The organism is Enterococcus avium (assembly GCF_002891025.1).
Taxonomy (GTDB): Bacteria; Bacillota; Bacilli; order Lactobacillales; family Enterococcaceae; genus Enterococcus_A; species Enterococcus_A avium.
The window spans coordinates 1,588,072-1,613,517 of record NZ_NBSL01000002.1; the positions used below are offsets into that span (position 1 = coordinate 1,588,072).

General features: G+C 40.1%; 27 protein-coding genes and 1 tRNA gene. 11 read left to right on the plus strand and 17 right to left on the minus strand.

What is annotated here, in order from left to right; genetic code table 11:
- From AUF14_RS08105 to AUF14_RS08125, 5 genes are all read right to left on the minus strand, one after another.
- On the minus strand, positions 1-642 hold the full coding sequence (locus AUF14_RS08105) for a lactate utilization protein (protein ID WP_049220628.1): 642 nt from the start codon (positions 640-642) through the stop codon (positions 1-3).
- Between the two features lie 84 nt (positions 643-726).
- A complete protein-coding gene (locus tag AUF14_RS08110; RefSeq protein ID WP_049220626.1) occupies positions 727-1,188 on the minus strand; it encodes a DUF3788 domain-containing protein in 462 nt (153 codons plus the stop codon).
- 127 nt (positions 1,189-1,315) lie between these two features.
- Complete coding sequence (locus AUF14_RS08115; protein ID WP_049220624.1) at positions 1,316-2,023, minus strand: DNA/RNA non-specific endonuclease; 708 nt, start codon at positions 2,021-2,023, stop codon at positions 1,316-1,318.
- Between the two features lie 46 nt (positions 2,024-2,069).
- Entirely contained in the window at positions 2,070-3,014 is a 945-nt protein-coding gene (locus AUF14_RS08120; protein ID WP_016181971.1) for an SPFH domain-containing protein, read from the minus strand.
- The gene (locus AUF14_RS08125) at positions 3,001-3,231 is read right to left on the minus strand and encodes a hypothetical protein (RefSeq protein WP_225844274.1); all 231 of its coding nucleotides are present in this window, start codon (positions 3,229-3,231) and stop codon (positions 3,001-3,003) included. Before AUF14_RS08125 ends, AUF14_RS08120 begins: the two co-directional genes overlap by 14 nt.
- 117 nt (positions 3,232-3,348) lie before the next feature.
- On the opposite strand from AUF14_RS08125, the gene AUF14_RS08130 reads away from it, so the two are divergent.
- A complete protein-coding gene (locus tag AUF14_RS08130; protein ID WP_049220622.1) occupies positions 3,349-4,038 on the plus strand; it encodes a CPBP family intramembrane glutamic endopeptidase in 690 nt (229 codons plus the stop codon).
- A 20-nt stretch (positions 4,039-4,058) separates the two neighbouring features.
- Here the strand turns inward: AUF14_RS08130 and AUF14_RS08135 are convergent, their stop codons facing one another.
- The 6 genes from AUF14_RS08135 to AUF14_RS08160 all read right to left on the minus strand — a co-directional run bounded on the left by AUF14_RS08135 (position 4,059) and on the right by AUF14_RS08160 (position 8,218).
- The gene (locus tag AUF14_RS08135; RefSeq protein WP_016181968.1) at positions 4,059-4,406 is read right to left on the minus strand and encodes a DUF1648 domain-containing protein; all 348 of its coding nucleotides are present in this window, start codon (positions 4,404-4,406) and stop codon (positions 4,059-4,061) included.
- A 625-nt stretch (positions 4,407-5,031) separates the two neighbouring features.
- The gene (locus AUF14_RS08140; RefSeq protein WP_016181967.1) at positions 5,032-5,340 is read right to left on the minus strand and encodes a hypothetical protein; all 309 of its coding nucleotides are present in this window, start codon (positions 5,338-5,340) and stop codon (positions 5,032-5,034) included.
- 90 nt (positions 5,341-5,430) lie between these two features.
- Positions 5,431-5,856 (minus strand): universal stress protein, encoded by a 426-nt coding sequence (locus AUF14_RS08145; protein ID WP_102865988.1) that lies wholly within the window; start codon positions 5,854-5,856, stop codon positions 5,431-5,433.
- Between the two features lie 535 nt (positions 5,857-6,391).
- Positions 6,392-7,006, minus strand: coding sequence for a hypothetical protein (locus AUF14_RS08150; protein ID WP_102865989.1), 615 nt, complete (start codon positions 7,004-7,006; stop codon positions 6,392-6,394).
- 18 nt (positions 7,007-7,024) lie between these two features.
- Positions 7,025-7,306, minus strand: a complete 282-nt coding sequence (locus AUF14_RS08155) for a hypothetical protein (RefSeq protein WP_049220370.1) — start codon at positions 7,304-7,306, stop codon at positions 7,025-7,027.
- Positions 7,307-7,756: 450 nt separating this feature from the next.
- Positions 7,757-8,218 carry a phage tail tape measure protein gene (locus AUF14_RS08160; protein ID WP_049220368.1) on the minus strand — a complete coding sequence of 154 codons (462 nt, stop codon included), beginning with the start codon at positions 8,216-8,218 and terminating at the stop codon, positions 7,757-7,759.
- On the opposite strand from AUF14_RS08160, the gene AUF14_RS08165 reads away from it, so the two are divergent.
- Positions 8,208-8,819, plus strand: a complete 612-nt coding sequence (locus AUF14_RS08165; protein ID WP_082158478.1) for a site-specific integrase — start codon at positions 8,208-8,210, stop codon at positions 8,817-8,819. The genes AUF14_RS08160 and AUF14_RS08165 overlap by 11 nt on opposite strands.
- A 123-nt stretch (positions 8,820-8,942) precedes the next feature.
- Here AUF14_RS08165 and AUF14_RS08170 read toward each other — a convergent pair.
- Positions 8,943-9,013: transfer RNA gene (locus tag AUF14_RS08170), tRNA-Gly, on the minus strand.
- Positions 9,014-9,138: 125 nt separating this feature from the next.
- On the opposite strand from AUF14_RS08170, the gene AUF14_RS08175 reads away from it, so the two are divergent.
- Both AUF14_RS08175 and AUF14_RS08180 read left to right on the plus strand, forming a co-directional pair.
- A complete protein-coding gene (locus AUF14_RS08175; RefSeq protein ID WP_227656335.1) occupies positions 9,139-9,885 on the plus strand; it encodes a methyltransferase family protein in 747 nt (248 codons plus the stop codon).
- Positions 9,886-9,921: 36 nt separating this feature from the next.
- The gene (locus AUF14_RS08180) at positions 9,922-10,266 is read left to right on the plus strand and encodes a thioredoxin family protein (protein WP_049219694.1); all 345 of its coding nucleotides are present in this window, start codon (positions 9,922-9,924) and stop codon (positions 10,264-10,266) included.
- A 93-nt stretch (positions 10,267-10,359) separates the two neighbouring features.
- Here the strand turns inward: AUF14_RS08180 and AUF14_RS08185 are convergent, their stop codons facing one another.
- Positions 10,360-10,998 (minus strand): redox-sensing transcriptional repressor Rex, encoded by a 639-nt coding sequence (locus tag AUF14_RS08185; protein WP_016181963.1) that lies wholly within the window; start codon positions 10,996-10,998, stop codon positions 10,360-10,362.
- Between the two features lie 203 nt (positions 10,999-11,201).
- On the opposite strand from AUF14_RS08185, the gene AUF14_RS08190 reads away from it, so the two are divergent.
- Both AUF14_RS08190 and AUF14_RS08195 read left to right on the plus strand, forming a co-directional pair.
- Complete coding sequence (locus tag AUF14_RS08190; protein ID WP_049219696.1) at positions 11,202-13,121, plus strand: ABC-F family ATP-binding cassette domain-containing protein; 1,920 nt, start codon at positions 11,202-11,204, stop codon at positions 13,119-13,121.
- Between the two features lie 447 nt (positions 13,122-13,568).
- Positions 13,569-14,756 carry an IS110 family RNA-guided transposase gene (locus AUF14_RS08195; protein ID WP_002297293.1) on the plus strand — a complete coding sequence of 396 codons (1,188 nt, stop codon included), beginning with the start codon at positions 13,569-13,571 and terminating at the stop codon, positions 14,754-14,756.
- Positions 14,757-14,847: 91 nt separating this feature from the next.
- Here AUF14_RS08195 and AUF14_RS22500 read toward each other — a convergent pair whose 3' ends face one another.
- From AUF14_RS22500 to AUF14_RS08205, 3 genes are read right to left on the minus strand one after another with little or no spacing between them, the layout of a single operon-like run.
- Positions 14,848-14,988 carry a response regulator gene (locus AUF14_RS22500; protein WP_193756243.1) on the minus strand — a complete coding sequence of 47 codons (141 nt, stop codon included), beginning with the start codon at positions 14,986-14,988 and terminating at the stop codon, positions 14,848-14,850.
- Entirely contained in the window at positions 14,985-16,718 is a 1,734-nt protein-coding gene (locus tag AUF14_RS08200; RefSeq protein WP_102865992.1) for a cache domain-containing sensor histidine kinase, read from the minus strand. Before AUF14_RS08200 ends, AUF14_RS22500 begins: the two co-directional genes overlap by 4 nt.
- A 39-nt stretch (positions 16,719-16,757) precedes the next feature.
- On the minus strand, positions 16,758-18,113 hold the full coding sequence (locus tag AUF14_RS08205) for a glycoside hydrolase family 28 protein (protein WP_049219355.1): 1,356 nt from the start codon (positions 18,111-18,113) through the stop codon (positions 16,758-16,760).
- 221 nt (positions 18,114-18,334) lie between these two features.
- Between AUF14_RS08205 and AUF14_RS08210 the strand changes: the two genes are divergently transcribed.
- The 5 genes from AUF14_RS08210 (at position 18,335) to AUF14_RS08230 (ending at position 24,735) form a co-directional block, all read left to right on the plus strand.
- Complete coding sequence (locus tag AUF14_RS08210) at positions 18,335-19,354, plus strand: LacI family DNA-binding transcriptional regulator (protein ID WP_102865993.1); 1,020 nt, start codon at positions 18,335-18,337, stop codon at positions 19,352-19,354.
- Between the two features lie 117 nt (positions 19,355-19,471).
- Positions 19,472-20,896: a tagaturonate reductase gene (locus tag AUF14_RS08215; RefSeq protein WP_102865994.1), complete on the plus strand. Its 1,425-nt coding sequence runs from the start codon at positions 19,472-19,474 to the stop codon at positions 20,894-20,896.
- The gene (locus tag AUF14_RS08220) at positions 20,893-22,392 is read left to right on the plus strand and encodes a UxaA family hydrolase (RefSeq protein ID WP_049219348.1); all 1,500 of its coding nucleotides are present in this window, start codon (positions 20,893-20,895) and stop codon (positions 22,390-22,392) included. Before AUF14_RS08215 ends, AUF14_RS08220 begins: the two co-directional genes overlap by 4 nt.
- Positions 22,393-22,433: 41 nt before the next feature.
- Positions 22,434-23,822: a glucuronate isomerase gene (uxaC, locus tag AUF14_RS08225; RefSeq protein WP_049219345.1), complete on the plus strand. Its 1,389-nt coding sequence runs from the start codon at positions 22,434-22,436 to the stop codon at positions 23,820-23,822.
- A gap of 73 nt (positions 23,823-23,895) precedes the next feature.
- Entirely contained in the window at positions 23,896-24,735 is an 840-nt protein-coding gene (locus tag AUF14_RS08230; protein ID WP_049219344.1) for a sugar phosphate isomerase/epimerase family protein, read from the plus strand.
- A gap of 379 nt (positions 24,736-25,114) precedes the next feature.
- Here AUF14_RS08230 and AUF14_RS08235 read toward each other — a convergent pair whose 3' ends face one another.
- Complete coding sequence (locus AUF14_RS08235; protein ID WP_049219341.1) at positions 25,115-25,411, minus strand: RpnC/YadD family protein; 297 nt, start codon at positions 25,409-25,411, stop codon at positions 25,115-25,117.
- Between the last annotated feature and the right edge of the window lie 35 nt (positions 25,412-25,446).

Here is a 25,446-nt window from a genome sequence, read left to right on the forward strand (position 1 = left end):
CTACAAACCCACATCATCAATAATTAAATAGATGAAAATCCGATCCTTCATCATTGAACGTCGCGTAATTGCGATCGTATTGCAAATATATTCCATTTGTAAACAGTCTCCACATATTCCCTTTTGGATACAAGGTGTCTTTTTCAATCCTAAACGGTGCGCATTTAATGGTGCAGTATTTTTACGTACTATTTCGAGTGTTGTCGCTAAATCTCCATACATTTTTTTCATACTAACAAAAGCGAGGACTTTATCAGGTCCATAAGTAATTGCCGCAACTCGGTTTCCCACACTGTCAACATTCACTAACTCGCCCTCTTCCGTTATTCCATTGATACTCGTTAAGAAATAATCGGACGTTAATGCTTGTTTCATTACTTGCTGTCGTTCTTCTAACGTAGTTGTTTTTTCACGATCAATCATTTTTTGATTTCGACTGTACAGTGCTTCAATAATTCCAGATTGTTCAACTGTGATTGAACCCCCAAAACCGACTGACTTTTTTGGATCAATCAATTCCAAAGCTTGGACTCTAGCTTCTTCTAGATTTTCACAAATAATAGGATGAAAGTTTCTTCGTATTAGTTTTTTGCTAAGCGTCATCGCTGCGACTGCGTATCGTTCTTTCTGGTACTCTTCCATTAGTTTCCTCCTCGAATTTCTTCTTTTCATTTTCTCGGATTTTGAAGGTTAGCGCAATCGCAAACAAAAAGCCTAAGAAAATTCTTAGGCAATTGATGATCGTATTTTTTTCGTTGATGGTGCGCGGAAAGCAGCTAATTCTTTGATATCCGCTAAAATTCTTTCATTCGTTACCTCAAAAGAAATTGATTTGCCAAGCTTACTAGCTTTAGCCTCTTGGTATTTCTCCTTCGTGTAGTCCTCACACATTTGGATCAACACATCTGCGTCATCTAACTCCTTAGCACTAAAGGAAATCATAGCTACAAAAAAACCTTGTTTTGGGTAGACTGTACACAATGATTTTCCGCTCTTTTGAAATTTTATATTCCAGCCCATCCAATATCCATCTCCCATTGAGCATCTGCTATAGGTTTTTTTGGGTTTTATCCGGTAAGTCTGCGTTAAATGATCTAATAAGTCCTGCCAAAGAGGAGTCGCAATAAAATCCTTAATTTGTTGTTCTGTCGGTTCCTGATCGCCATGAAATACCTCGTGCCATTGCATGGTAACACCCGCTTTCTTCCATTTATTGATAGTTACTATAGATTTTACCTAATTTCAGAATCTTACGCTTGTCACACAGTGCTCTTTTTTCAAAAAAGAAGCCATCCAACACGGATAGCTTCCTTTCTTATTCCTTTTGCGAGTATCCATTTTGATAATCAATTTTGATGCCGTCTTGAACATTGTAGATAAAAAGATTGAATGAAATCTGATCGTCTTCAATGCTTTGTGCTTCCATTTGCACACCCCGAGCGACTGATTCCTCCCCCTTAAAGAAGGGGGTCACACGATAACGTACGTGATGATTGGTTTTTCGAATATAGTTGCCAATTTCTTTTTCATGATCATTCATGCCTGGATCGTTCAGTGAAGCCGTTCCAGTCATTAAATTTTTTAGATTATTATTCTCTCCAGAAAACTGATAAGCAATTAAATGCGCCCGATTATACAAAGGCTCATCATTATAAAATTTTTGTCGCCAGCCAGTCGGTTTTACGTATAAACGCTCCCGCTCTTGATGGGGCATTATCTCTTTTCCCAGCATTGCATTTGCAGTACCAACACGATTCAGCTGATCTAAGTCAGAAAATCTAGTCCATGCCCCCTGCTCCAACGAAAGATCTTTTGTAGTAAAATTGGGACGATTGTGATTCAGTTCGATCGTTTGATGTTGCCCGTCATAATCTGGAACCTCTGATAACTGACTGACTGTTACTTCTTTTATTGTGTTGCTCTGCTCATTATCTGGCTTTAGTTGCGAATAAGCGCCATAAATCCCCGCTAATAGTACAACAACTGCCGAAACTATTTTGGGTGCTTGTCTCTTTGCTGCGATGGTTATTCAACTCCTATAGAATCTTTTTTCCATCACGCTGATCCTACTATTTGGTTTGCTGCCAAATTTCTTTGATTGCCGGAACATTTCCAAGCTCAGTCAAATTGCTTGGCATAATGACAGTGTTGCCATTATTTTCCACTACGTGTTTGAAGGCTTCGATCCCAAGGTAGGCGATCATTTCATCTGTTAAGTTGCTTTCAGCAATTGCCTTATTAATTTCTCTGATTCGAGCTGTTTCTGCTTCAGTCAGCTTGGCGATCCGGTCTGCTTCTGCAGCAGCATCGATTCTTGTACGTTCTGCTCGAGCATCTGCATCGATCTTTGTTTGTCTCGCACGCGCTTCCGCATCAATCTGCATTTCAGATGATTTCGCTTCTGATTCTAAGATCACCGATTGTTTTTTCCCTTCAGAAATCGTAATCAATGATTCTTTATCGCGGCTGGCTGTAATCAATTTATTCATTGAATTGACGATTTCATTTGAGACTGAAATCTCACCGATGTTGATTCGGTCAATCGACAAGCCATATCCAGCTGTAATGTCCTTTACACTTTCATAAAGATTTACGTTAATTTCTTCCGTTCCATTTAATACTTCATTCAGTTCCATCTTACCGATAATACCTCGTAAGTTGGATTGGCAATCTTGGATCATTGACGTGACAGAATCCTCATTATCATACACAAAAGCCCGGGCATCTGTCACGTGATACTTAATTGCTTCATCGATTTCAACGATTACGTTATCACGCGTGATCACACTTTGTGGTTCGATTTGGATCGGTGTTTGCTTTAATGAAACCCGACGACGAACAACATATAAGATTGGAATCAAAAAATGCAGCCCTGGTTCCAGCGTTTTTACATATTTACCGAAACTCTCGACGACTTTTACTTCCCCCTGCTGCACGATCACGACCATTTGACTGACGATGAATAAGAGAACAATGATCGCAAGTACAATTAAGATGATATTAAATATTAACAATATAATTCACATCACTTTCTTCTAATTTATTATTGATAACGACTAACAACTCTCGACTGGTAAAGTCGATAACCTCCAGCATATCACCAAGCTCGGGCGATCCATTAATCACCTTGTAGTCATACCAACTACCAAAAATTCTGACGAGCCCAGTAATGCTATTTCCTTTGCTGCGAAAACATTTCCCCATTGTTTTCTGCATTTGATAATCCAACACAATCTCCCCCCTTCACTCTAGTATACCAAAATCTTCACAAACATATTTTTCTTTATTTCATATTGCTTTACACATCTCACCTATTTTTTTAAACTTAGGAAAGAATGGGGGATAAAAATGCTTAGAAGTAAAAAACAATGGTTAGGTCTCTTCGTCATTCCTTTAGAATTATTGATCGGAAACTATCTTTTTCCGCTCTTTCACTTAACAAATAATCCAACGGTTGGACTGATAGCCTCTACCTTACTTTTTTTAGCTGGATTTTTAGTAATGATTTATCTGTTCGGTGATTTTTTAAAAGCAGAATGGCATATATACCGTCAAAAACTTTTTCGCAGATTGTTATTGAGCATCGTCTTGGTAGCAGGTACGTTTTTATTGCTGCGGGTTGTTCGTGGATTGATTCCTAACCAACTACTTGAACTTCCTTCTTCAAACAGCGATTCTGCACAAACTCTTAGTCCAAGCTGGGCCGTTCTGGCTGCAGTAGCACCGTTTCTCGCTCCTTTTGCAGAAGAGCTTACCTTCCGTTACTTATTGTTGGGAAAACTGACGAATAAGGCATTACGTCTAATTATGCTATTCGTTCAAGGAATTTTATTTGGTCTCATACATTGGAATAATTTTAATGGCAATATCTATGCCATGATTCCTTATATGGTGTTAGGCGTTTATTTGGGGTTGATTTATCTGTTTTCAAAAAACATTTGGAGCCCCATTATGGTTCATTGGATGCTAAATACGATGAACGCTATGTTACCGGCGCTTCTACTATTAATACTTAGCTTATTTGGTATCAAAGTGTAATCCTCCTCGCGAGGATTTTTTTATTCTAGTAACGCTGCGTAAATGAAAAACAAATAGATTCCTACTCCCCAAACCAGCAATAAACAGCCTATTAATGCTATTTTGTGTAAACGATTCTCCCTAGTCATGACTGGATATTTCGCGTCAACATATTTACTGCGAGTAGTGAATGTGACACCTAATAAAAGTGTAGGAAAAAGAAAGACAGTCATTTTGCTGCCCCAGCTATTCACGCCTCCGTCAAATCCAAATTGGATCGGAACTTCAGCTGGTAATCGGGAATAGAAAAAAATTCCTAAACAATAAAGCACTATTGAGATTATAAAACTGATTCGAATCACCCAACGAAAAACTCTTTCAAAAATCATTTTCCTTCCCTCCCTTCGTGATTAGCACATAGTATATGCCTAGGTTCAATGGAACTCTAGTAAATTCAAGTACCAAAAACACTATTTTTAAACAAAATAAATTCCTTCATTAAAGAACTATTTCTTTTAAATCGAAAAGAAACCCAAAATATTCTTTTTCGCATAATCCGCTTTCACAGTAATACAAAAAAACCAACGCTCAGCCACAAACGTTGGTTTCATCAGGATATAATACCCTAAACGGAAGTTCCCTCCCGCAACACCTTTAGCATACATCAACCATAGATTGAATAGCAAGAGTACATTAAAAGAAAAGTAATAAATACCAAAAATAAAAACACCGCAGCTAATCAAAAGCTACGATGTCTTATCCGTCTATGCAGATGACGGACTTCTAATCAATTTTCGACAAAATCAAATAATTTGTGCGAATAAGCAGAACGTCACATAATTTTTTTGGATGCTTTTTAAGGAATTATTCTTTCTACGAACAATCCATACGTAATACGTGAAGGAAGGACTGCTTGAAACATCAACAGCTACTAGAACGATCTATGTTGGGATTCTACTATCACAACCTCAGCAATCTTCTTCATAACCATAAAGAAGGTGCTAAATGTATCGTTTATTCACTATTATCGGTTATCAAAGAATCAATTCGAGAATCGATATCTCTTTGCACAATTAAAGATTTTAAATAGGGATACGCCACTGCTTCAGGCAAGATGAACCATGCAGCTTGATACCCTCTTCCTGTAGTAGGAAAGCCTTTATCTTCTTCGTTATCACCATCATACCGTATGCCATATGCTTCTGTGTTTTTCCATCTTAACTTTGCTATGGAGTAACCTTTACCCGTTTTGGTACCATCTTCTATAACATGTAATAGTTCAAGTTTTTCTTTGGGACTGGTAACTTTTTTTGGTGAGACCACTGTAAATGCCCCCTTTTATTTGACAACTGAGGAATCTATCACGTGACATTTCATTTCTTGCAAAATCCACCCATGAAAACTGAAACAGTCTTACTTTACAACTAAAACATTGCAGGGTGCGTGACTAACAACGTAAGATGTGGTAGAACCCACTAAAGTTCTCTCAATTGCTCCTTTACCTGTCGCTCCCATAGCAATCAAATCAATTCCTGTTTCTTTCGCAAATTGCACAATTGAAACTTTTGGCGTTCCTTCTACTTTACGGATCGTGTAATTGATGTCTGATGGTAAATGCTGTTCTATCTTCTCAGTAACTTTCTTTGATTGTTCATCTGCTAATTCCCGCATATACTGAATAATACGTGCATCAGCTATTGCAATAGACATATCAGTAACCGTTAAAATATACAGCTGAGAGTCGTTTCGACGAGCGATTGCGAGTGCTTCCTTTAGGGCCTTATACGATTGTTCAGAGTCATCAATAGCAACTAAAATTTTTCCATAATTGTCTTCCATTGAAAACGCCTCCTTTAATTGAGTATAAAGGAAATTACTTGTTTGGGGAAATGATATACAAAAAAAGACCTTAGCTCTGTATGACACACATACAATCATACTTAATAGTGAAGCTGTGGACTCTTAAAAACAATCTTCTAAGCCCTTCGACTAATGATAAAACTCTCGATATCTATACAGTTATTTATAAAGAGAAGAAAGTACGTGATCGATTTATTGGCTAACACTAGATTCGCATGAAGCTGACAGAGGACAAAAAAATACCACCATTCCTCACAAATGGCGGTAAATCAATCTTTGTAAGACTAAGCGGGTGACGAGAATCGAACTCGCGACGGAAGCTTGGAAGCTTCTGTTTTCTAATATACCTAGTACAAACCGCTTCATATCAGCATTTACTGAAAAAGTTTATAGATAATTTTATAGATAAAAATTAATCATCGTTTGACGGCGATAATTTATTACTAGGAGGAAGAGAGTATTATTTAGCATTTCATTCAAAAACAACATATTCCAAACACACATGAGATAAAGTTTAGTATTTCGACCCATCATTGATCATTAACGATTTTAAATATCCTCTTACTTCTACTTCAATTTTTTCTTGAAGAATTTTAATTTCTTCCGGTAATATCCTATAGGCTTCTAATCTTTCACCTTTTTGAAAAGAGTAATCTCCTTTTATTTTCGTTTCTTCAAAATAGAATCCTTGTTTATCGCAAAATTGTATTAATTCCTGTATTAGATTATTTACCTTTTCCATGTAAAATGGTGAGTATCTCATTCTCACAATCTTTAGAGCATTTAAAGCATTCACATACCTATCATATCGAGCTGAAAACATTTCTTTACGCTTATTTGCATCCTCTGGAACCGAGTCAAGATTGGGCATCAAACTATTAGTATAGATTACAGCGTTTGTTAATTTTTCGAAAAGTTCTAAATAAATATCAAATTCCTTCTGATATTGCATGTTCGATACATACAGTTTAGAACTAAGGCTTGTTTTTAAAGCTTCAATTTCTTTCTGCATATCAACTTGTTTCTTCTGCAAACTTCTATTTTGTACATAATCCCACAAAAGTTTAAAGAGCAGAACTACAAAACTTGCTCCGCCTAAATATTTCAAAACTCCGTTTAATATATCCATTTTTCCACCTCAGGAAAATTATATTTTCTTTTCTTCTTCCCAATACATCCTCTCAAATTCTTCCATTAACTTATGATAATTTTCTTCATCTACATTACTATTATAAACAAAGTGAATGTCCACCAAATTTGTAGGATGATATATTCCAGTATCGGCAATTTCGAGATCATCATACTCATTAATAGTTTTTAATCTTTTTACCAATTCTTTCACATATATTCTACTGCTCAAATAAGAATCCTCACGTATAGATAAATATCCTTTATTATAAAGTTCTTCAAGCAACTCATTATCCGTCAAAATCTATTCACTCCCCAGTATATTTTTATTAGATTATACCAAAAAACACGCCCATAAAAGACGTGCCCATGAAAAATATGTACCTCCCCACAATATTCCTAGGCAAACAATGACAACCGACAATAGAAGAATCTCTACTTTTATCATACCGAACACCTCGCTATATTTTTTCGAAGTAATAACAAATACTTCCCATACTGCGTTAGTTAGTATTGAATCGTACATTATTTTTTTAAAGACACTGGATTCGAACCAGCTTGTGGGGTATGTATAAAATTATCTTAACACACTCAATATCGTTTTACTGAAAAATTTTAGACAATCAACTCAACGTACTGATTTTCCATTATATCCATTTATCCTAAAAGTTTTGAGCTAAGGGATGTCTAACATTTGATAAAAAAGAGATATCCATACACAATGGGTATCTCTTTTCACAGTGATTCTCAACTATACAAATCCGTTTCTTTGTAACTCAGTCATTTCATCCGCAATCACTTGAGCTAATTGACGTGTGCGATCAGGACTATCAATATCACCTTTCCATTCAACAGTGATATTATTGACTGTTGTACCGGTGTTGTTAACACGAGTATCTTGTTCCATTGTTTTAGCAATCATACTACCGATTTTACCTAAAACATTTTCTCGTAAGGATAAAACTGCTTCTGGTCCAGCTTCACCAACACCGATTACGTTGGGTCCGTTGAACTCCCCACCTTTTGCGTACCAATCAATACCGATACTAGGCACTTTACCTTTCAACGGATTGAACTCACTATCAATATAAAAGTGTGGTAACGGAATACTTGGAATATCAATACTAGGAAAACTTATATTAAAATTGAAAGCATTCTTGATTGAGTCAATAATATTCATCACCGTATTTTTAGCACTTTCAATGGGTGACACAAAACAATTCCTAAAAGATGCTAAAGCCAATGAGAGCTTTCAAGTCTACACCGTCTTTCATTTGCTCGCTTACACTGGATGCCGTCAAGGAGAAATATTGGGGCTTAAATGGGATTGTATCGACTTTGATAGTAAAACCTTAAACGTTCGTCAAACGCTCACCAGAGGAGAAAATAGGCAGCTCTATCTTGAAGAGCCAAAGACAAAAAAATCCAAGCGGATTATTCCATTGGATGACTCAACTATCTCTATTCTTAAAACGTGGCGCACAACTCAGCGAAAGAACATGCTTCAAGTAGGGATTAATACCATGGATGCCAAACAACTTGTTTTCAGTGATCATGATAACAACTTTATACAGATTACTCACCCACGGCTATGGATGCACAGAATCGCTAAAAGAGCTAACCTACCTATTCTTAGCCCTCATGCTTTACGCCACACATTTGCAACGATGTTTATCAGTAAAGGCGTAGACTTTAAGACCGTGTCCGAACTATTGGGGCATTCTAGTGTTGGGATGACCTTAGACACCTATGCTGGTGTGTATGAAGAGCAGAAAACGAAGACGATTAATTTACTAGCAAAAATGCTGAATTAGAAAAAGTTTATAGAAAAGTTTATAGTTTCCTATGACATTGGGTGAAATCTGGTGAAATCATCAAAGAACAAAAAAATACCGCCATCCTCTACAAACGGCGGTAAATCAAGCTTTGTAAGACTAAGCGGGTGACGAGAATCGAACTCGCGACGGAAGCTTGGGAAGCTTCTGTTTTACCACTAAACTACACCCGCAGTACATAAGAGAGTATAACGCTTTTTATTCAATCAAACAACTATTTCTTCCAGACAATAAAATTGACATTTTGACCAATACTGACTATCCTTACGCTAACTGCTTGTTCTATATCTTCTGTTACATGGTTGACACTCAAATTTACGCATTAGATAATCAAAGTAAGAAATCTAATTCAGATCGTGGGGAATGGCCGATGAAGAAGGAAAAGCTACTTTTGTATGGAAGTATAAAAATGTTTTGTGGTTTTATACTCTTAGGATTGCTATTATTCGGCACTGCAGGAACCTATTATTATTGGAATGCATGGATTTTTCTTCTGACTTTAGCGATTTTGATGATTTCAATGGGCGGTTTTCTTTATAGAAAAAACCCCACTTTGTTGGAAAAACGACTCAACGGGAAAGAAGTAGAAAATTCTCAAAAAAGATATGTGGGATTCATAGGACTTTCGTTTATTCTTTCCTTCAGCCTTGCTGGGTTGGATCGACGTTTTGAATGGACACAGCTTTCAGTAAATGTTTCATTGATTGGTCTTTTCATTATGATTTTAGGCTATGCTATGTATGCACTGGTGATGATCCAGAATTCCTACGCTGCACGTGTTGTTAAAGTTGAGGCAAATCAAGCAGTTATAGATACAGGGTTGTATGCAGTAATTCGCCATCCTATGTACACTGCCTCCTTACTTTTATTTTTATCGATGCCTATTGTTTTAGGTTCAGTAGTTGCTGTAATTCCTATGCTGCTGTTCCCAGTGGGTTTAGTTTTGCGGATTAGAAACGAAGAAGCTTTACTGATCAATGAACTACCTGGCTACTCGGAGTACACAAAAAAGACCAAATATCGATTGATTCCATATATTTGGTAAATAGAGTTTTTTTAATAACGGAATGGGGGAATTTCATTGGAGACATTGAAGAACGTCAAACAAGCCATCACGAACAACACCAATAATATCGTATTTATTTCTTCAGAAACGTGCAGTATTTGTCATGTGGATGAACCGAAAGCAAGAAATCTTGCCGAAAGCTATGATGTTCCATTCTATCATTTGGATATTATGCACGAGCCTGAGTTAGCGGGCTTCTTTGAAGTTTTGACAGTACCAGCGGTCTTAGTCTATCACGAGGGCAAAGAAGTTGGGCGGCAAGCTCGTTTTATTGATTTTCATACACTGGAAAATCTATTGCAGCAGTTGCCCAAACAGGAAGAACAAATCGATTATCAAGCGTTGTTCGACGAGCTATAAACAATTTTTCTATAAACGTAAAAAAGACTATAGATATCATCCGTCAATCGGACTGTATCTATAGTCGGAGACTGGGCATGTGCTCAGTCTTTTTTACTTGCTGTCATTATTATGATGCAAGAAATAGATTAAGGTTTGTAATTCGTTGGTCAAGTCTACGCTTTGAATGATGACATCATCCGGCGCAGTTAGACGAGCAGCAGTAAAGTTCAAGATTCCCTTGATTCCTGCATCAGCCAATTGATCAACCACTTGTTGCGCTTGTTGTGCCGGCAAAGTCAAGATTGCGATCTCGATTTGCTGTAATTTGATTTGCTCCACCATATTGTCTAATGGATAAACGGGGATTCCATCCACGATACGGCCTACAATGTCTTCTTTGACATCAAAGGCACAGCTGACACGGATACTATTGCTTTGATGGAATTTGAATTTCAACAAGGCGCTTCCTAAATTACCGACCCCAACCAATGCTACGTTGGTCAGTTGGTCATCATTCAAGATTTTCCCGAAGAAATGCATCAAGTCTTCAACGTCGTATCCATATCCGCGTTTGCCAAGTTCTCCGAAATAAGAAAAGTCACGGCGAATCGTTGCACTATCGACCTGGATCGCCTCACTTAGTTCTGTAGATGATACTTTGGTTTTTCCAGCATTATTTAAAATACGCAAATACCGATAATACAACGGCAATCGTTTAACAGTCGCTTTTGGAATTGAATGTTCTTTCACAATAACTCTCCTTTATAAAAAAATTTCGTAAATGTTGACTACTGAACTATAATAGCAAGAATCTCTGTGAAATTGCAACGCACTTGCTCGAAATTTTGTGAAAAAATCACGATTTATTGAAATGGTCGCTTCCAATCGCAACGACTTCAAAAATATGGTAGACTAAATCCATTCGGAAAAATAAATTTAAGGAAGATTATCCAATGATTTTATTACAAGCAAATCAAATTGCTCGCTATTTTGGTGCCGACACTTTATTTGAAAATATTCATCTTGAAGTTGCTAGTAAAGCAAGAATCGGTTTAGTTGGACGAAATGGTGCGGGCAAATCGACATTATTAAAAATAATCGCCAATATCGAAGCGCCAGATGCGGGGCAAGTGATTAAAAATAAGCAAGCAACCCTAGGCTACCTCGCTCAAGATACTGGCTTAGATTCAACTGAGACCATTTGGAATGAAATGTTAAAGGCTTTTGATAAGGTACGCCAAATGGAAGCTCGGATGCGAGATGTTGAAGTGGCGATTGGCGAAACACCTGAAAGCGATAGTCGTTATGCGTCTCTTCTGAAGGAATACGATCAGCTGCAGCATGACTTTAATGAACAGAATGGCTATGGCTATGAAAATGAGATTCGTAGTGTTTTGCATGGATTTAAATTCGATGAGAGCTTTTATGATAAAGAAATTAGCACCTTATCCGGTGGTCAAAAAACCCGTCTTGCCTTAGCACGAATGCTATTAGTCAAACCTGATATTTTGATTTTGGATGAACCGACAAATCATTTAGATATTGAGACATTGGCTTGGTTGGAGGATTACCTTCAAGGCTACTCTGGTGCTCTCTTGATTGTTTCCCATGACCGTTATTTCTTAGATCGCGTCGTCAATGAGATTTATGAAATTTCTCGTCATAAAATCCGTCATTACACTGGAAATTATTCCCGTTATCTTGTTTTAAAAGCCGCTCAGCTTGCCAGCGACTGGAAGGCCTATGAAAAACAGCAGGTTGAAATCGAAAAATTAGAAGATTTCGTTGCACGTAATTTGGTTCGTGCCTCCACTACCAAACGCGCACAAAGCCGCCGGAAAACATTAGAAAAAATGGATCGCCTAGATCGACCAGACGGCAAAGAAAAATCCGCGAAATTCATGTTTGATATCGATAAGGTTTCAGGAAACGTCGTCTTACAAGTCGAAGAAGCTGCTATCGGCTATGAGGAAACACTTTCTGAACCCATTGATCTGGATATTCGTCGTGAAGATGCGATCGCCCTTGTCGGACCAAACGGGATTGGAAAGTCTACATTATTAAAATCGTTGATCGGTCAAATCCCCTTCATCAAAGGCACCCCGCATTTTGGAACCAATGTCACAGTCGGCTATTACGATCAAGGACAAGCTGATCTGCACGGCAATAAGACGATTTTAGCTGAATTATGGGACGAACACCCGACGACTTCAGAAAAAGACATTCGCAATGTATTAGGCGGTTTTCTTTTTAGCGGCGAAGATGTTGAAAAAACGATCCCACTGCTTAGCGGTGGTGAAAAGGCTCGTGTCGCATTAGCGAAGCTTTCTATGAATAAGGAGAATTTTTTGATTCTCGATGAACCGACGAACCACCTAGATATTGATAACAAAGAAGTATTGGAAAATGCCTTGATCGATTATCAAGGAACGCTGCTATTCGTCTCCCATGACCGCTACTTTATTAATCGTATCGCCAACAAAGTGATCGAGTTGTCTCCTGATGGCAGCAAGTTATATCTTGGTGATTACGATTACTATTTAGAAAAGAAAAAAGAAGAAGAAGAAATCGCTGAATTACAGGCAAAAGAAGCAGCACCTGTCGAAGCGCCTAAAAAGAAGTTTTACCAAGATAAGGAACAACAAAAGCTGATTCGCAGCTTACGTCGAAAGATTGAAGCAATCGAAGAAACACTTTCCACTTTGGATGAAGAGATCGCCGAACTTGAGATCCAAATGAGTCAGCCGGATATTTTGAATGATCACGTTCAGCTATTAGAATTGACAAATGACTTGGAAGCAAAAAAGGCTGAGCAGGAAGAACAGCTTTCAAGTTGGGAAGAACTTAGCTTAGAGCTGGAAGAATTCGAATAACTTACAACTTTTGACCGATGACACCTCACCCTTTTTTCGTTTTAATAAAAGAGTGGAGGTGTTTTTTATGCGACGAAAAATTCGTCCTTTTTCGATTTTACTGGGAAGCTTTTTAGTGATTTCTAGTCTGGTAATCCTTGTATATTAGAGTTAGGGTTTTAACCTTCCGGTTTTGATTGGATAACCCTATGAACCATCGTTATTTTAATTTGGTATTAACTCATTTCTTTTGAGATAATATATTTATTGGATTGAGAGGCTAAGCCGTTCCCCCCTTGGGTCATTGAACCCGCACTCGAGAGACTGGCTCCTCTCTCTGATAAGTGGATTGCGTATGAGTTAGATGTTGAAAGTCCTTACTTTACTCCGTATCTCGTACAAGGTAGTGACGCTTTTCAGTTGAGTGGATTTCAATCCAAAATTCTTTTTTTGAAAGGTCAGATATACATGTACTTTTTAGGCATTGATATCGGTAAACGCACTCACGTTGCTTCTATCATGAACGAGGAAGGAAAGGTATTACTAAAAGGTTTTTCATTTCCTAACACCACTGAAGGAGCAGAGTCATTAATTGAGCGAATGGTCGACTATTCCGGAGCACCCAGTGACTTTGTTATAGGGATGGAAGCCACGGGGCACTATTGGCTGTCCATCTTTTCATACCTTCACGAATCAGATTATTTGATTCACGTTGTGAATCCCCTTCAAACAGACGGATGGCGTAAAGGTACAGAAATACGGAAACGAAAAAACGATATTATTGATTCTGTTTTGATTGCTGACTTAATGCGCTATGGCTCATTTGTCGAAACGGTCTTATCCGATGAAAATGTTTTTTCTTTGAAACAACTTTCTCGTTACCGAACTTATTTAGTAGGTACAGCGAGCGACTTCAAAAGAAAAATTATAGCCGTATTGGATCAAGTCTTTCCAGAATACGCGACGATTTTTACCAAGCAGGGCGTTTTCGGAAAAGCTTCTAAAGAGTTATTGCTGGCGTTTAGTGCCCCGATCGACTTAGAAAACATTTCCTCAGAAACTTTGGCCCAATACTTAGCTGAGTTAAGCAGGAACCGAATCAAGGCAGAAAAAGCGGACCAATTGAAGCAAGCAGCTTCTAACTCCTTTGGAGTAAAATTTGCTCAAGAAGCGTTCACCTTCCAACTACGTTCAATGATTGAACAATTAAAATTCATTGAAAGCCAAATAAAGGAAACGGAAAGAGAAATCAAGCACATAATGGACACTTTAAATTCTGTTATTCTCACAATTCCTGGAATTGGTCCTATAAACGGTGCGACTATTCTTGGTGAGATCGGAGATATTCAAAAATTTTCTAACCCGAAAAAACTCGTTGCTTACGCTGGGATAGACGCTTCCGTGACACAATCAGGGCAATATGAGGCAACGCATAATGTTATGAGTAAACGAGGGTCTCCATATTTGCGAAAAGCCTTGTTTTCGGCGGCTTTAGTAGCTTCTCAATGTGATCCTGTTTTTAGTGCGTTTTACCAGAAAAAAGTTTCCGAAGGAAAACATCATCTAACTGCCTTAGGTGCGGTTTCTCGTAAGCTTTGTTACGTGATTCATGCTATTTTGACTAAAAACGAGCCTTATATAATTGTTTCTGATTAGCTATTGAACATTCAAAAAAACTAATGGTAAGAAGCTTATTTGTTGTACCCTTTTTTCGGAATTATCTGTTATAAAATATTTTTTGATTTGGCTAATTTTTACTTGACTCTATATAGTTAGTCTCTCCATTGCTCGCATCAATGACCCGATCGACTCCGATGCTTTCCCAAGCTAAATTTAGCAAGGCTTTTCTGATAATTTGTTCGTCTTCAACAATCAACAAGGTTCTCATGAGCTGCCCTCCTTTGGTATCACGATTTTAACGATGGTTCCCGTCTCACTAGCTTCAACCCATACTCCGTAAGCTGATCCAAAATAGCGTTTAATTCTTAGGTTCACACTTCGCAGACCAATTCCCACTAGCTTTCGTTCCACTCCGGCTGGCTGATTAAGCTCTTGATTGATCTGCTGAATATGATCCTGAGAGATTCCTGCACCATTGTCCTTAATAGTAATCAGCACCTCTTCTTTTACCAGCTGGACAGACAACTCCAGATGTCCAAAAGTCGAAAGCTGCTTTAACCCATGATAAATTGAATTTTCAACGATTGGCTGCAGGGAAATCTTAGGAATTTTCGCTTCCAGACAATCGTCAGCGGCAATCTGAAGCCTGTAATCAAAACGGTCCCCATAACGATAGTCCATGATCGTCAAATAATTCTGCACATGCTCCAGCTCATCCTTCAAAGTGATCAAGACATTCTCGTCGCTGATCCCCTGACGATAAAAGTCAGCTAACGCGCGAGCCATCATGGCCGCGTCCTCATTCATATTCATATCACTCAACGATTGGATCGAATACAACGTATTGTATAGAAAATGCGGGTTGATCTGAGATTGGAGCAGCTCGATTTCTAAACGATTACGCTCCTCCAAGTTATATTCATTTTCGTCCAGCAGCTTTTCATTTCGCTTGATCATCGCATTAAAGCTTTGATACAGAACCGACAGCTCCTGAAAACGCGGATCGGACAGCGCCAGATCACCATTCTTATCCGTGATGCTTGTTCCTTCGATTTTCTTCGCCAGCTGTTGGATCGGCTTTGAGATGAAGCGTCCCACTCCAAACATCATGACTGTTCCAACAACAAATAGAAATAGAATCAGCGTTCCGGCTAGATTCAGATATGCTCCCTGCCCGCTACGTAGATCTTTGTCAGGAAAAATGGCTCTCAATTTCCAGCCATTCAAGCTGAACTCCTTAGATAAGGTATGATACACGGTACCATCAACGGTCATTTTTTCCTGATCTGACGCCGTTTTAAAGACCTCCTGTGGCATCTTAGTCGTACTAGGATACGGGACATTGTTGCTGCTGATTAGAAACAAACGACCATTTTCCGTGACATAACCCTCATCCAAAAGCTCACTGATCATCTCACTTTTCAAGTTAAAGACAATGACACCGTTCGCTTCTGCCTCGCCGTCGCCGATCGTTTTCCCTAGAGAAATCACGGGTTCTTCTTTGGTTGAAAAAGGATTTTGCGGCGCATCTAGCCAAAAATACTGTGTCTCCTCATCACTCAGTTCAAAAAAATTGTGATAATCAATCCCATCCAGCTGCTGGTTGATGGTTCCGCCGTTAAAGAAAAATTCCCCATCATTAATGTTGATGTAGATGGAACTAAGAACATCCTGAAATCGGTAGTAAAGATCCTTGACGCTGGCATTCATGTTCACCGCAAGCTTCAAGGAGCCGCTTTTATCATTGATGACTTCTAGTAAATTAGGATTATTATTTAAATAAACGAGCTGCTCAAATAGCTGGTTGAAGGTACGATCTAAGGAGCCGTGCTTATCCTTCAGGCTGTTTTCAACGTTGGCATACGTAGTGTTAGCCACTTCTCTTGAAGTCGTCAGACTAGAAAAAAGGATCGAGAACACAATGATTAAAGCTAGAAAAAAGATATAAAAGGTATTAATGATTCGATTCAATGATTGGGGTTCTCTTTTCTTTGCCATGTGCTCTCCCTCGCTTTTTTCACATTCAATCCTTCTTACCTAATCAATCTTGCCGATACTAAAAAAATCCGTTGTCTTCCTGATTTGCTCTTCCGTTATCGGCTCATGATCGCCTCGACAAGCGCTTATTTCTACAGCCTCGGTTCCCTCCAAAATAAAGGCAGGCCCCTCATGGCCGGTAATTGTTACATGTTCAAAATATATTCTTCGGCTAAACGCAACATAAAAACCTTGTTTGGCTACTGGCTCCATCCCTGCCATCATTGCGGGAATCGCAGGAACCGCAGTTTCAGCCATTGAAATATCAATCGAATGAAACGTAATGTCCTCTAAAAATTGCTCGGCTAACCCGAACAAAAAGCCAGCTGAGGCATGGACATTGCGCGCCGTAATATTCTGAAAATGAATCCTTCTGAAATAAGGCGTGCTCTCATCTAGCGGATAAGGCTGCTTATCCCAGACACGCTGCTCGTTGCCCTTGGGTCCGCAAAAGTAATAGAGGTTCAGAATAAAAGGACAGCTGACGTGATCCATCACCAGATTACTAATGCGAATATCTTCGATCGTTCCGCCTCTGCCTCTGCGGCTTTTCAACCGGATGCCGCGATCAGTTTTCTGGAAAACACAATTTGAAATAACAACATTTCGAATATCGCCGCTCATTTCACTGCCAAGCACCACACCGCCGTGCCCATGAACCATAGTACAGTTAGTAATAGTAATGTTTTCACAAGGACCCGGATCATTCGTCTCTTCCATTCCCGCCTTAATCGCAATACAATCATCTCCCACATCGATGTGGCAATCACTGATGCGCACGCCTGTGCAGGATTCCGGATCAACCCCATCTGTGTTGGGCGAATCAGGCGGATTTTTAATCGTCACGCCGGAAATCATGACATTTTCACATTTAATCGGATGAATGGTCCAGCTGGGAGCTGCTTTCAGACTGATGTTTTGGATTTTTACTTTGAAGCAGTGATGAAAACTAATTAATTTAGGTCTTGGATAAGCAAGCTCAGGGGATTTTTCTTTGAACAGCCGCCACCATTTTTCTCCCTGTCCATCTAGCGTACCCATGCCAGTCACTGAAATATTTTCTGCATCCTCTGCGTAGATACAAGAGGCATAGACAGACTGCTGGACGCCTTCCCAGCGTGACGTAACAACGGGATAATCGGCGGGATCATTTGAAAAGCTCAAAACCGCTCCTGAACACAGATGCAGCTCGATAGTACTTTTCAAAAACAGCGGACCGGTCTGATAACGACCAGCTGGCACAACCACTGTTCCTCCGCCAAGTCGACTAGCGGTGTCAATGGCTGTCTGAATTTGTTGGGTATTCGATCGCTGACTGCAGTCGGCACCAAACTCAAGAATCGATACAGTTGTCAAAATCAATTCCTCCTCTTAATTATAGCTTCTTTAGAAATCGCTTTCACTAATATTTTCAAAATCTTTTTCCTTCCTAACATATCACAGATCATTCTAAATTCCAACAAAATGTTTAACGTGTGCATCATTGCTATATAAGCTTTTTAATTATTTTACTGATTGACAAATGATCAGCTGAATTCTATAATGTTAACGTTAACAAAATTATTTCGAGGTGAACGATGGTTACAATCAAAGACATTGCCAAAATGGCCGGAGTATCCCATACAACAGTTTCCAGAGCCTTGAACGACAGTCCGCTCATTAAAGAAGCGACCAGAAAAAAAATCCAAGAACTCGCTAGTCAAATGAATTACGTTCCGAACTTTAACGCAAAAAGTTTAGTTAATCAAAAAAATTATATGATTGGTTTGTTTTTCTCTAGTATCGCAGAAGGCACCAGCTCCAGTTTTCTTGTTGATGTCATCAAAGGCATCCATTCTAAGCTAGACGAAAGCTATGGTCTTTCCGTACAGGGCATCGATGAAATTCAACATATAGAGCACATTAATTTTCAACGGTATGACGGAATTATCGTTATGAGTCAAAGTGACAGCGACCAAGATTTCATAGATTATCTCAAGCAGCAGCAGCTCCCTTTCATCGTACTTAATCGACAACTGGAAGACAAAAGTATCGTCAATATCAGTGCGGATGATGCGGCTGGTGTTGAGACAGCGATCGATTACGCTATCGATCAAGGACACAGAAAAATTGCCTACATTGGCGGAATCGAAGGCTTTCGCTCAGCCAGTGAACGAAAAGCCGGCTTGCTGAGAAGTTTGACTAAGCATCATTTACCTATCAACGAATCCTATTTTTTCGAAGGGGATTACAGTATTGAGGGCGGCTTTCAGGAGATGAAGAAAATGCTCTCGTTGAAAGACTTACCGACATTGGTGTTCTGTGCAAATGATGACATGGCCATTGGCGCCATTCGAGCAGCAGAAGAAAATGGACTGCAGATTCCAAAGGATATTTCCTTTATCGGCTTTGACGACAGCCCATTTGTTGCTTATTTGAATCCGCCGTTGACTACGGTTCACAAGCCGATCTATAAAATCAGTCAACAAGGCACTGAATTGCTTTTGAGTATGATTGCCAAGCTTCCGATAACGAAGCAGCAAGTCAAAGTCCCTACCCACTTGGAAATCAGAAAATCAGTCGCTGCTTTGGCTCCAGAAAGTGATTCTTTAGAGTAAATTGAATAAGCTCCAACCGTTTGTTTGGTTTTTAGTGTAAGGACATTCATCTAAAAGGATGTCCTACTCTTAATAATAAAAATGTTCACGTGTGCATAAAAAGAAAGGATGTTAAAAATGAAGCAATTATCAGCAGCAATCGTAGAAAAAGCCCCCGCACTCCCGACAAAGGTCATTCAATTTGGTGAAGGCAATTTCATGAGAGCCTTTATTGACTGGCAGCTTCAGCAAATGAATCAAAAAGGTCTGTTCAACGGCAAAGCTACGATTGTCCAGCCGCTTTCTCAGGGCTTGGGCGAGATGTTGAAGGAACAGGATTATCTCTATACCGTTATTCTTGAAGGTCTGATGAATGGAGAAGTAATTAATGAGGCAGAGATTATTACCTCCGTCGAATCGGTCATCAATCCTTATGAAAATTTGGATGCTTACCTTGCTCTAGCAGAAAATGACGACGCTGAATTTATTATTTCCAATACCACCGAAGCAGGTATCCAGTATAACCCAAAGGATACCTTGGAAAACGCGCCGCAGCAAAGCTTTCCAGCTAAATTAACCGCCCTATTGTATAGACGCTTTCAATTGGATAAAGCTGGCTTCACCATTATCCCCTGTGAACTGATCGATCGAAATGGGGAGCGTTTGAAGGAGATCGTTTTGACCTATGCGAAGGATTGGCAATTAGGAGACGCCTTTATTGATTGGCTGAAAACCGAAAATGTCTTTTGCTGCAGTTTAGTTGACAGAATCGTACCAGGATACCCGCGAGAAACCGCTCAGGAGCTGAATGAGAAACATGGCTATATTGATAAGCTGATGGTCAAAGCGGAGCCCTTCCTGCTTTGGGTCATTGAAGGGCCAGAAAAATTGAGAGACACCTTGCCTTTAGAAAAGTCCGGGCTGAATGTTGTGGTCACAAGTGATATGACTCCTTATCGTGAACGGAAGGTCCACTTATTGAATGGTCCTCATACAGCGATGGTTCCTTTGGCGATGCTCGCCGAATTGGACACTGTGGAATCTGTCATGACGGATCAGGATTTTCAACTCTTTGTCGATAATCTCTTTACGGATGAATTGATTACAGTCCTCTCGCTTCCAAAAGAAGAACTGGTAGACTACTCCGAGCAAATCAAGGAACGCTTCTTGAATCCTTTTGCCAATCATCAGCTGTCGGCAATTTCCTTAAACAGTGTCTCCAAATTCAAAGCACGTTTACTGCCGGTGTTCCTTCAGTATGTTGAAAAAATGCAAACGCTACCGCCGTATATGACCGCTGCTCTGGCTGCTTTGATTCTGAGCTATCGGGGAGATCAGATCACACCGCAGGACGATCCAGAAGTTCTCTCAATCATGCAATCAGCTTGGAAACAACCGGAAACAGCTGTCTCTTCAATTTTGAGTCAAAGCACACTATGGGGACAAGATCTTACAGAAGTTCCGGGAATAGTCTCGCAAGTAGAAAAGAATTGTGCATTTATCGAAGAGCACGGCTCAAGAGCATTGATCCAAAATCTAAATAAAGGAGAATTGCACCCATGATTGAAACAAAAGCAGCGGTATTGAAGCTGAATCCGCGAGACACCGTCGCAGTCGCGCTTCGCCCAATAACCGCAGGTGAAATCATTGAGATCGACGAAATCAAGCTAACTGCAGAACAAGACATTCCTCAAGGCCACAAGATCGCTCTACAGCCAATGGAAGAAAATCAGGATGTCATAAAATATGGCTACCCAATCGGCCACATGCTCTCACCTGTTGCAGCAGGCGAATGGCTGCATACTCACAATGTAAAAACGAATTTATCCGGCGAACTGGACTATACCTACACACCGGATATTCATCAGGTTCATTACCCGAAAAAGGCGCTGACATTTAAAGGCTACCGCCGCAGTAACGGCAAGGTCGGTATTCGCAACGACCTGTTTATTGTACCTACTGTTGGCTGTGTAAACGGTATGGCTGAGCTGATGCTGAAGCGATTTACCGCAAAGCATCCCGATTTGGGTCCGTTTGATAATATTACGATTTTGAAGCATCCCTATGGCTGTTCGCAATTGGGGACCGATCACGCCAATACTCGTGAGGTCCTGATTGATGCAGTAAAACACCCAAATGCTGGCGGTGTGCTTGTCTTTGGGCTTGGCTGTGAAAACAATACCGTCGATGCTTTCAAAGAAAAGCTCGGCAACTACGATCCTGAACGTGTGAAGTTTTTGATTGCCCAGGATGTTTATGATGAGGTCGAGTCTGGAGTCTCTTTATTAGAAGAGCTCTATGCTGCGGCAAAAAAGGATCACCGGACAGAGGTGCCTCTGGCTGCATTGAATGTAGGCTTGAAATGCGGCGGTTCGGATGGTTTTTCAGGCATTACCGCGAATCCGCTGTTAGGCGCCTTCTCGGATTTCCTGATCGCACAAGGCGGGAGCACCATTCTGACCGAAGTGCCAGAAATGTTTGGGGCAGAGCACATGCTGATGGCTCGTGCTGAAAACGAAGCGGTTTTCGAGAGGATTGTTCAGCTGATCAATGATTTTAAGCAGTATTTCTTAGACTTCGGCGAGCCTGTTTACGAGAATCCTTCTCCTGGAAATAAAGACGGCGGGATTACTACCTTAGAGGATAAATCCTTGGGCTGCACGCAAAAAGCCGGAACCGCACCTGTTGTAGATGTTTTAAGCTACGGTGAAAAGCTCAAAAAGCAAGGATTGAGTCTTCTGCAGGCGCCCGGAAATGATTTGGTTGCCGCCTCTGCCCTCGCTTCGTCAGATTGTCACTTGGTTTTATTTACTACTGGCCGCGGAACGCCATTTGGCGCCTATGTTCCGACAGTCAAGGTGGCGACCAACAGCACGATTTTTGAACGCAAGGGACACTGGATGGATTTTAACGCTGGCACTTTATTAGAGCAGTCGATGGAGACTGTCTTAGAACAGTTCATCCAAAAAGTGATTGCTGTAGCCAGCGGCGAGCCAACGAGAAATGAAGAAAACGACGTTCGAGAAGTCGCCATTTTTAAAACTGGTGTCACGCTCTAAGTCTTGAATACGAGGAATTCTTTTAGAAAGAAGGAAAATACATGTTTTTAAATGATGATTTTTTACTCTCGACAGATTGGGCGAAAAAGCTATATCACGATCATGCCGCTCAAATGCCGATTATTGACTATCACTGTCATTTAGATCCGCAGGAAATTTATGAAAATAAGCCATTTACTTCGATCACAGAGGCTTGGCTAAAAGGCGATCACTACAAATGGCGCCTGATGCGTGCCTGTGGTATTCCAGAATCACATATCACCGGAGATGCTTCCGATTACGAAAAATTTCTAGCCTGGTGTCAGACTGTGCCAAAAACGATCGGCAATCCCTTATATACTTGGACACATCTTGAATTGAAGCGGTTCTTTGGAATTGATTTGCTAGTAAACGAAGAAAATGCAAAGACAATCTGGGAACAAGCAAACAAAAAAATCACCGGCACAAGCTTTAAGCGTCGGGAAATTATTAAAAACGCCAAGGTAAAAGTCATCTGTACAACCGATGATCCGGCAGATGACTTAAGCTATCACCAATTGCTGGCAGAAGAGGAACCAGACTTTAAAGTTCTGCCGTCTTTTCGTCCCGATAAAGCCTTAAACATTGATCAAAAGGGTTTTTCAGCATGGATAAAGGCTTTGGCCGAAAGCACTGGTTCAGATATTTCTACCTATGAAGAGCTGATCGCTGCTCTTGGTAGTCGAATCGATTACTTTCATTCGCTGGGGGGACGTTTGTCTGATCATGCGTTAGATGTTCTTCGTTACAAAGAAGCAGATGCCGCGACCCTAGACTCTATTTTTCAAAAAGCTTGTCAGGGAATGTCCTTATCCCTAGAAGAAATTGATGCCTATCGCACAGAAACCCTGATTCGTTTGATTCATTTTTACCATCAATATGATTGGACAATGCAGCTCCATATCCACGCATATCGTAATTGCAATCAAGTGATGTTTGATCAGCTGGGACCAGATACAGGCTATGATGGCATCAACGATCTATCGATTACGATTCCGCTGCAAAAGCTATTAAATCGAGCAGAAGCGACGAATCAATTGCCAAAAACCATTCTTTATTCTTTAAATCCAAACGACTATCCTGCCTTAACAGCATTAATCGGCTGTTTCCAAAAGGATATCAAAGGAAAAATACAGCTGGGGTCCGGCTGGTGGTATAACGACACCCGCGATGGCATGCGCCAGCAATTGTCTCAATTCGCCAACGGAAGCGTCCTGCATCATTTCGTTGGTATGCTGACGGATTCTCGCAGTTTCTTATCGTATACCCGACACGAATACTTCCGCCGCGTGCTCTGTGAATTCATCGGAGAGATCGTCGCGCGCGGCGAGGCTCCAGAAGATGAAGCCTTGTTAGGTGATTTAGTCGAAGCAATCAGCTATACAAATGCCGAAAGTTATTTCAATTTCTAGTTTGTTCGTCCAACGGTCTGGCCGAGTTTTTTAGACTATTGGATCGTATGTATAAGAAAATAAGGAGGAAAACATGCTACCTTTAAATTTAGGGATTCGTGCCCATGATATCTCGGCGGCTTCTCGTGAAGAGCTCGGCGAAAAACTTGTGACTAACGGCTTTTCTCATATCCAATTAGCGGTAAAAAAATCCTTTCCCGCTGCATTGCCCAGTCTAGACAGTATCTCTAGCGGTACAGGACACTTCTTCGGTGATTATTTCGCTCGTCTAGGTATCAAAGTTTCGGTCTTAGGCTGCTATGTTAACCTAGCCAGTCCAGATTCAACAGTGCGAAGACAAGCAATCGATCATTTTAAGCAACACATTGCTGTTGCCCCAAGCTTCCAAGCGGCAGTAGTTGGAACCGAAACAGGTAGTGTAGGAAATGGCTATACAACGAAGAACTATATCCATGAGGCTTATCGAACTGCCAGACAATCTGTTGCTGAAATGGTAGCCTATGCTGAACAACTTGGAGTAATCGTCGGAATTGAGGCAGGCATCAATCATCCTCTATATACCGCTGCTTTAGCCAAACAATTGGTTCAAGAGATTCAGTCGCCAAATCTGCGCATCATTATGGACTGTGCAAATCTGATGTCTGTCGAAAATCATCAGCAGCAAGAAAAAGTCATTCATCAGGCCTTGACTGATTTGCGAGACGATATTTGTTCCATGCACTTAAAGGATTTTGTGGTGGCGCATGGTCAGATAAAAATCGTTCCCGTTGGTACCGGCTGGATGGACTACTCCCCCATTCTGAAATTTTTAAAATATGACAAGCCCTTGATGTTTGCCAGCCTAGAAGCTACGACTGAAGAGCATTTACCTAATGCGTTAAGTCATCTTAAAGAACTTTACGCACGAATTTAAACTCCCATAAGATCCTCTAGTTGACCGCCGTTTAATCGTAAAAAGGAGCTGATCGAAAGTCTAAAAGACTTTTGGTCAGCTCCCACTTTTACAAATATTCGGTATTCCAGAAATGACTTCTTCGAAAACAAATCGAAATATAATGAAAATTATTCTAGTAATTTTCATGCCTTCTGATGATCCAATGAGAAGTAACTAATAAGCCCCCTAAATGACGGCCATCACCTTTTGTTTCCGTTGATTTCACAATCTAATCTGCATTAGCCCGGAAACCAACCACTCTCTAATACTGCAAACGCACTTCCTGAAAAACCACCTCTGATAATTAGAAATAGTTCCAAAAGCTCCATTTTCGTATTTTTTATGATCACTTTTTAAATTACTTCTTAACTGCTAACTCTTTAACAGTATCAACATCTAGTTTGGTCATCTCAGAAATATCTTCGATGGAATAATCTTTCGTTAATAGGTATGTCGCAGCCTTAATTTTCACTTTCCTACTTCCGATTTCTACCCCTTCTGCATATGCCTCCTTGTATGCTTGTTCATATGCTTGTTCGTATTTTTCTCTAAGTGCCTCTTCTTTTGCTTTTCCAAGTCCGGCTGTTCCTCCATACAGTTGAGAGATGGCGGCGACAGCGTCGTTAATGACTTTAGTTTTTTTATCAATTCCCATAGACATCTTTTCCTTTCAGGAATAGTAGACAAAGT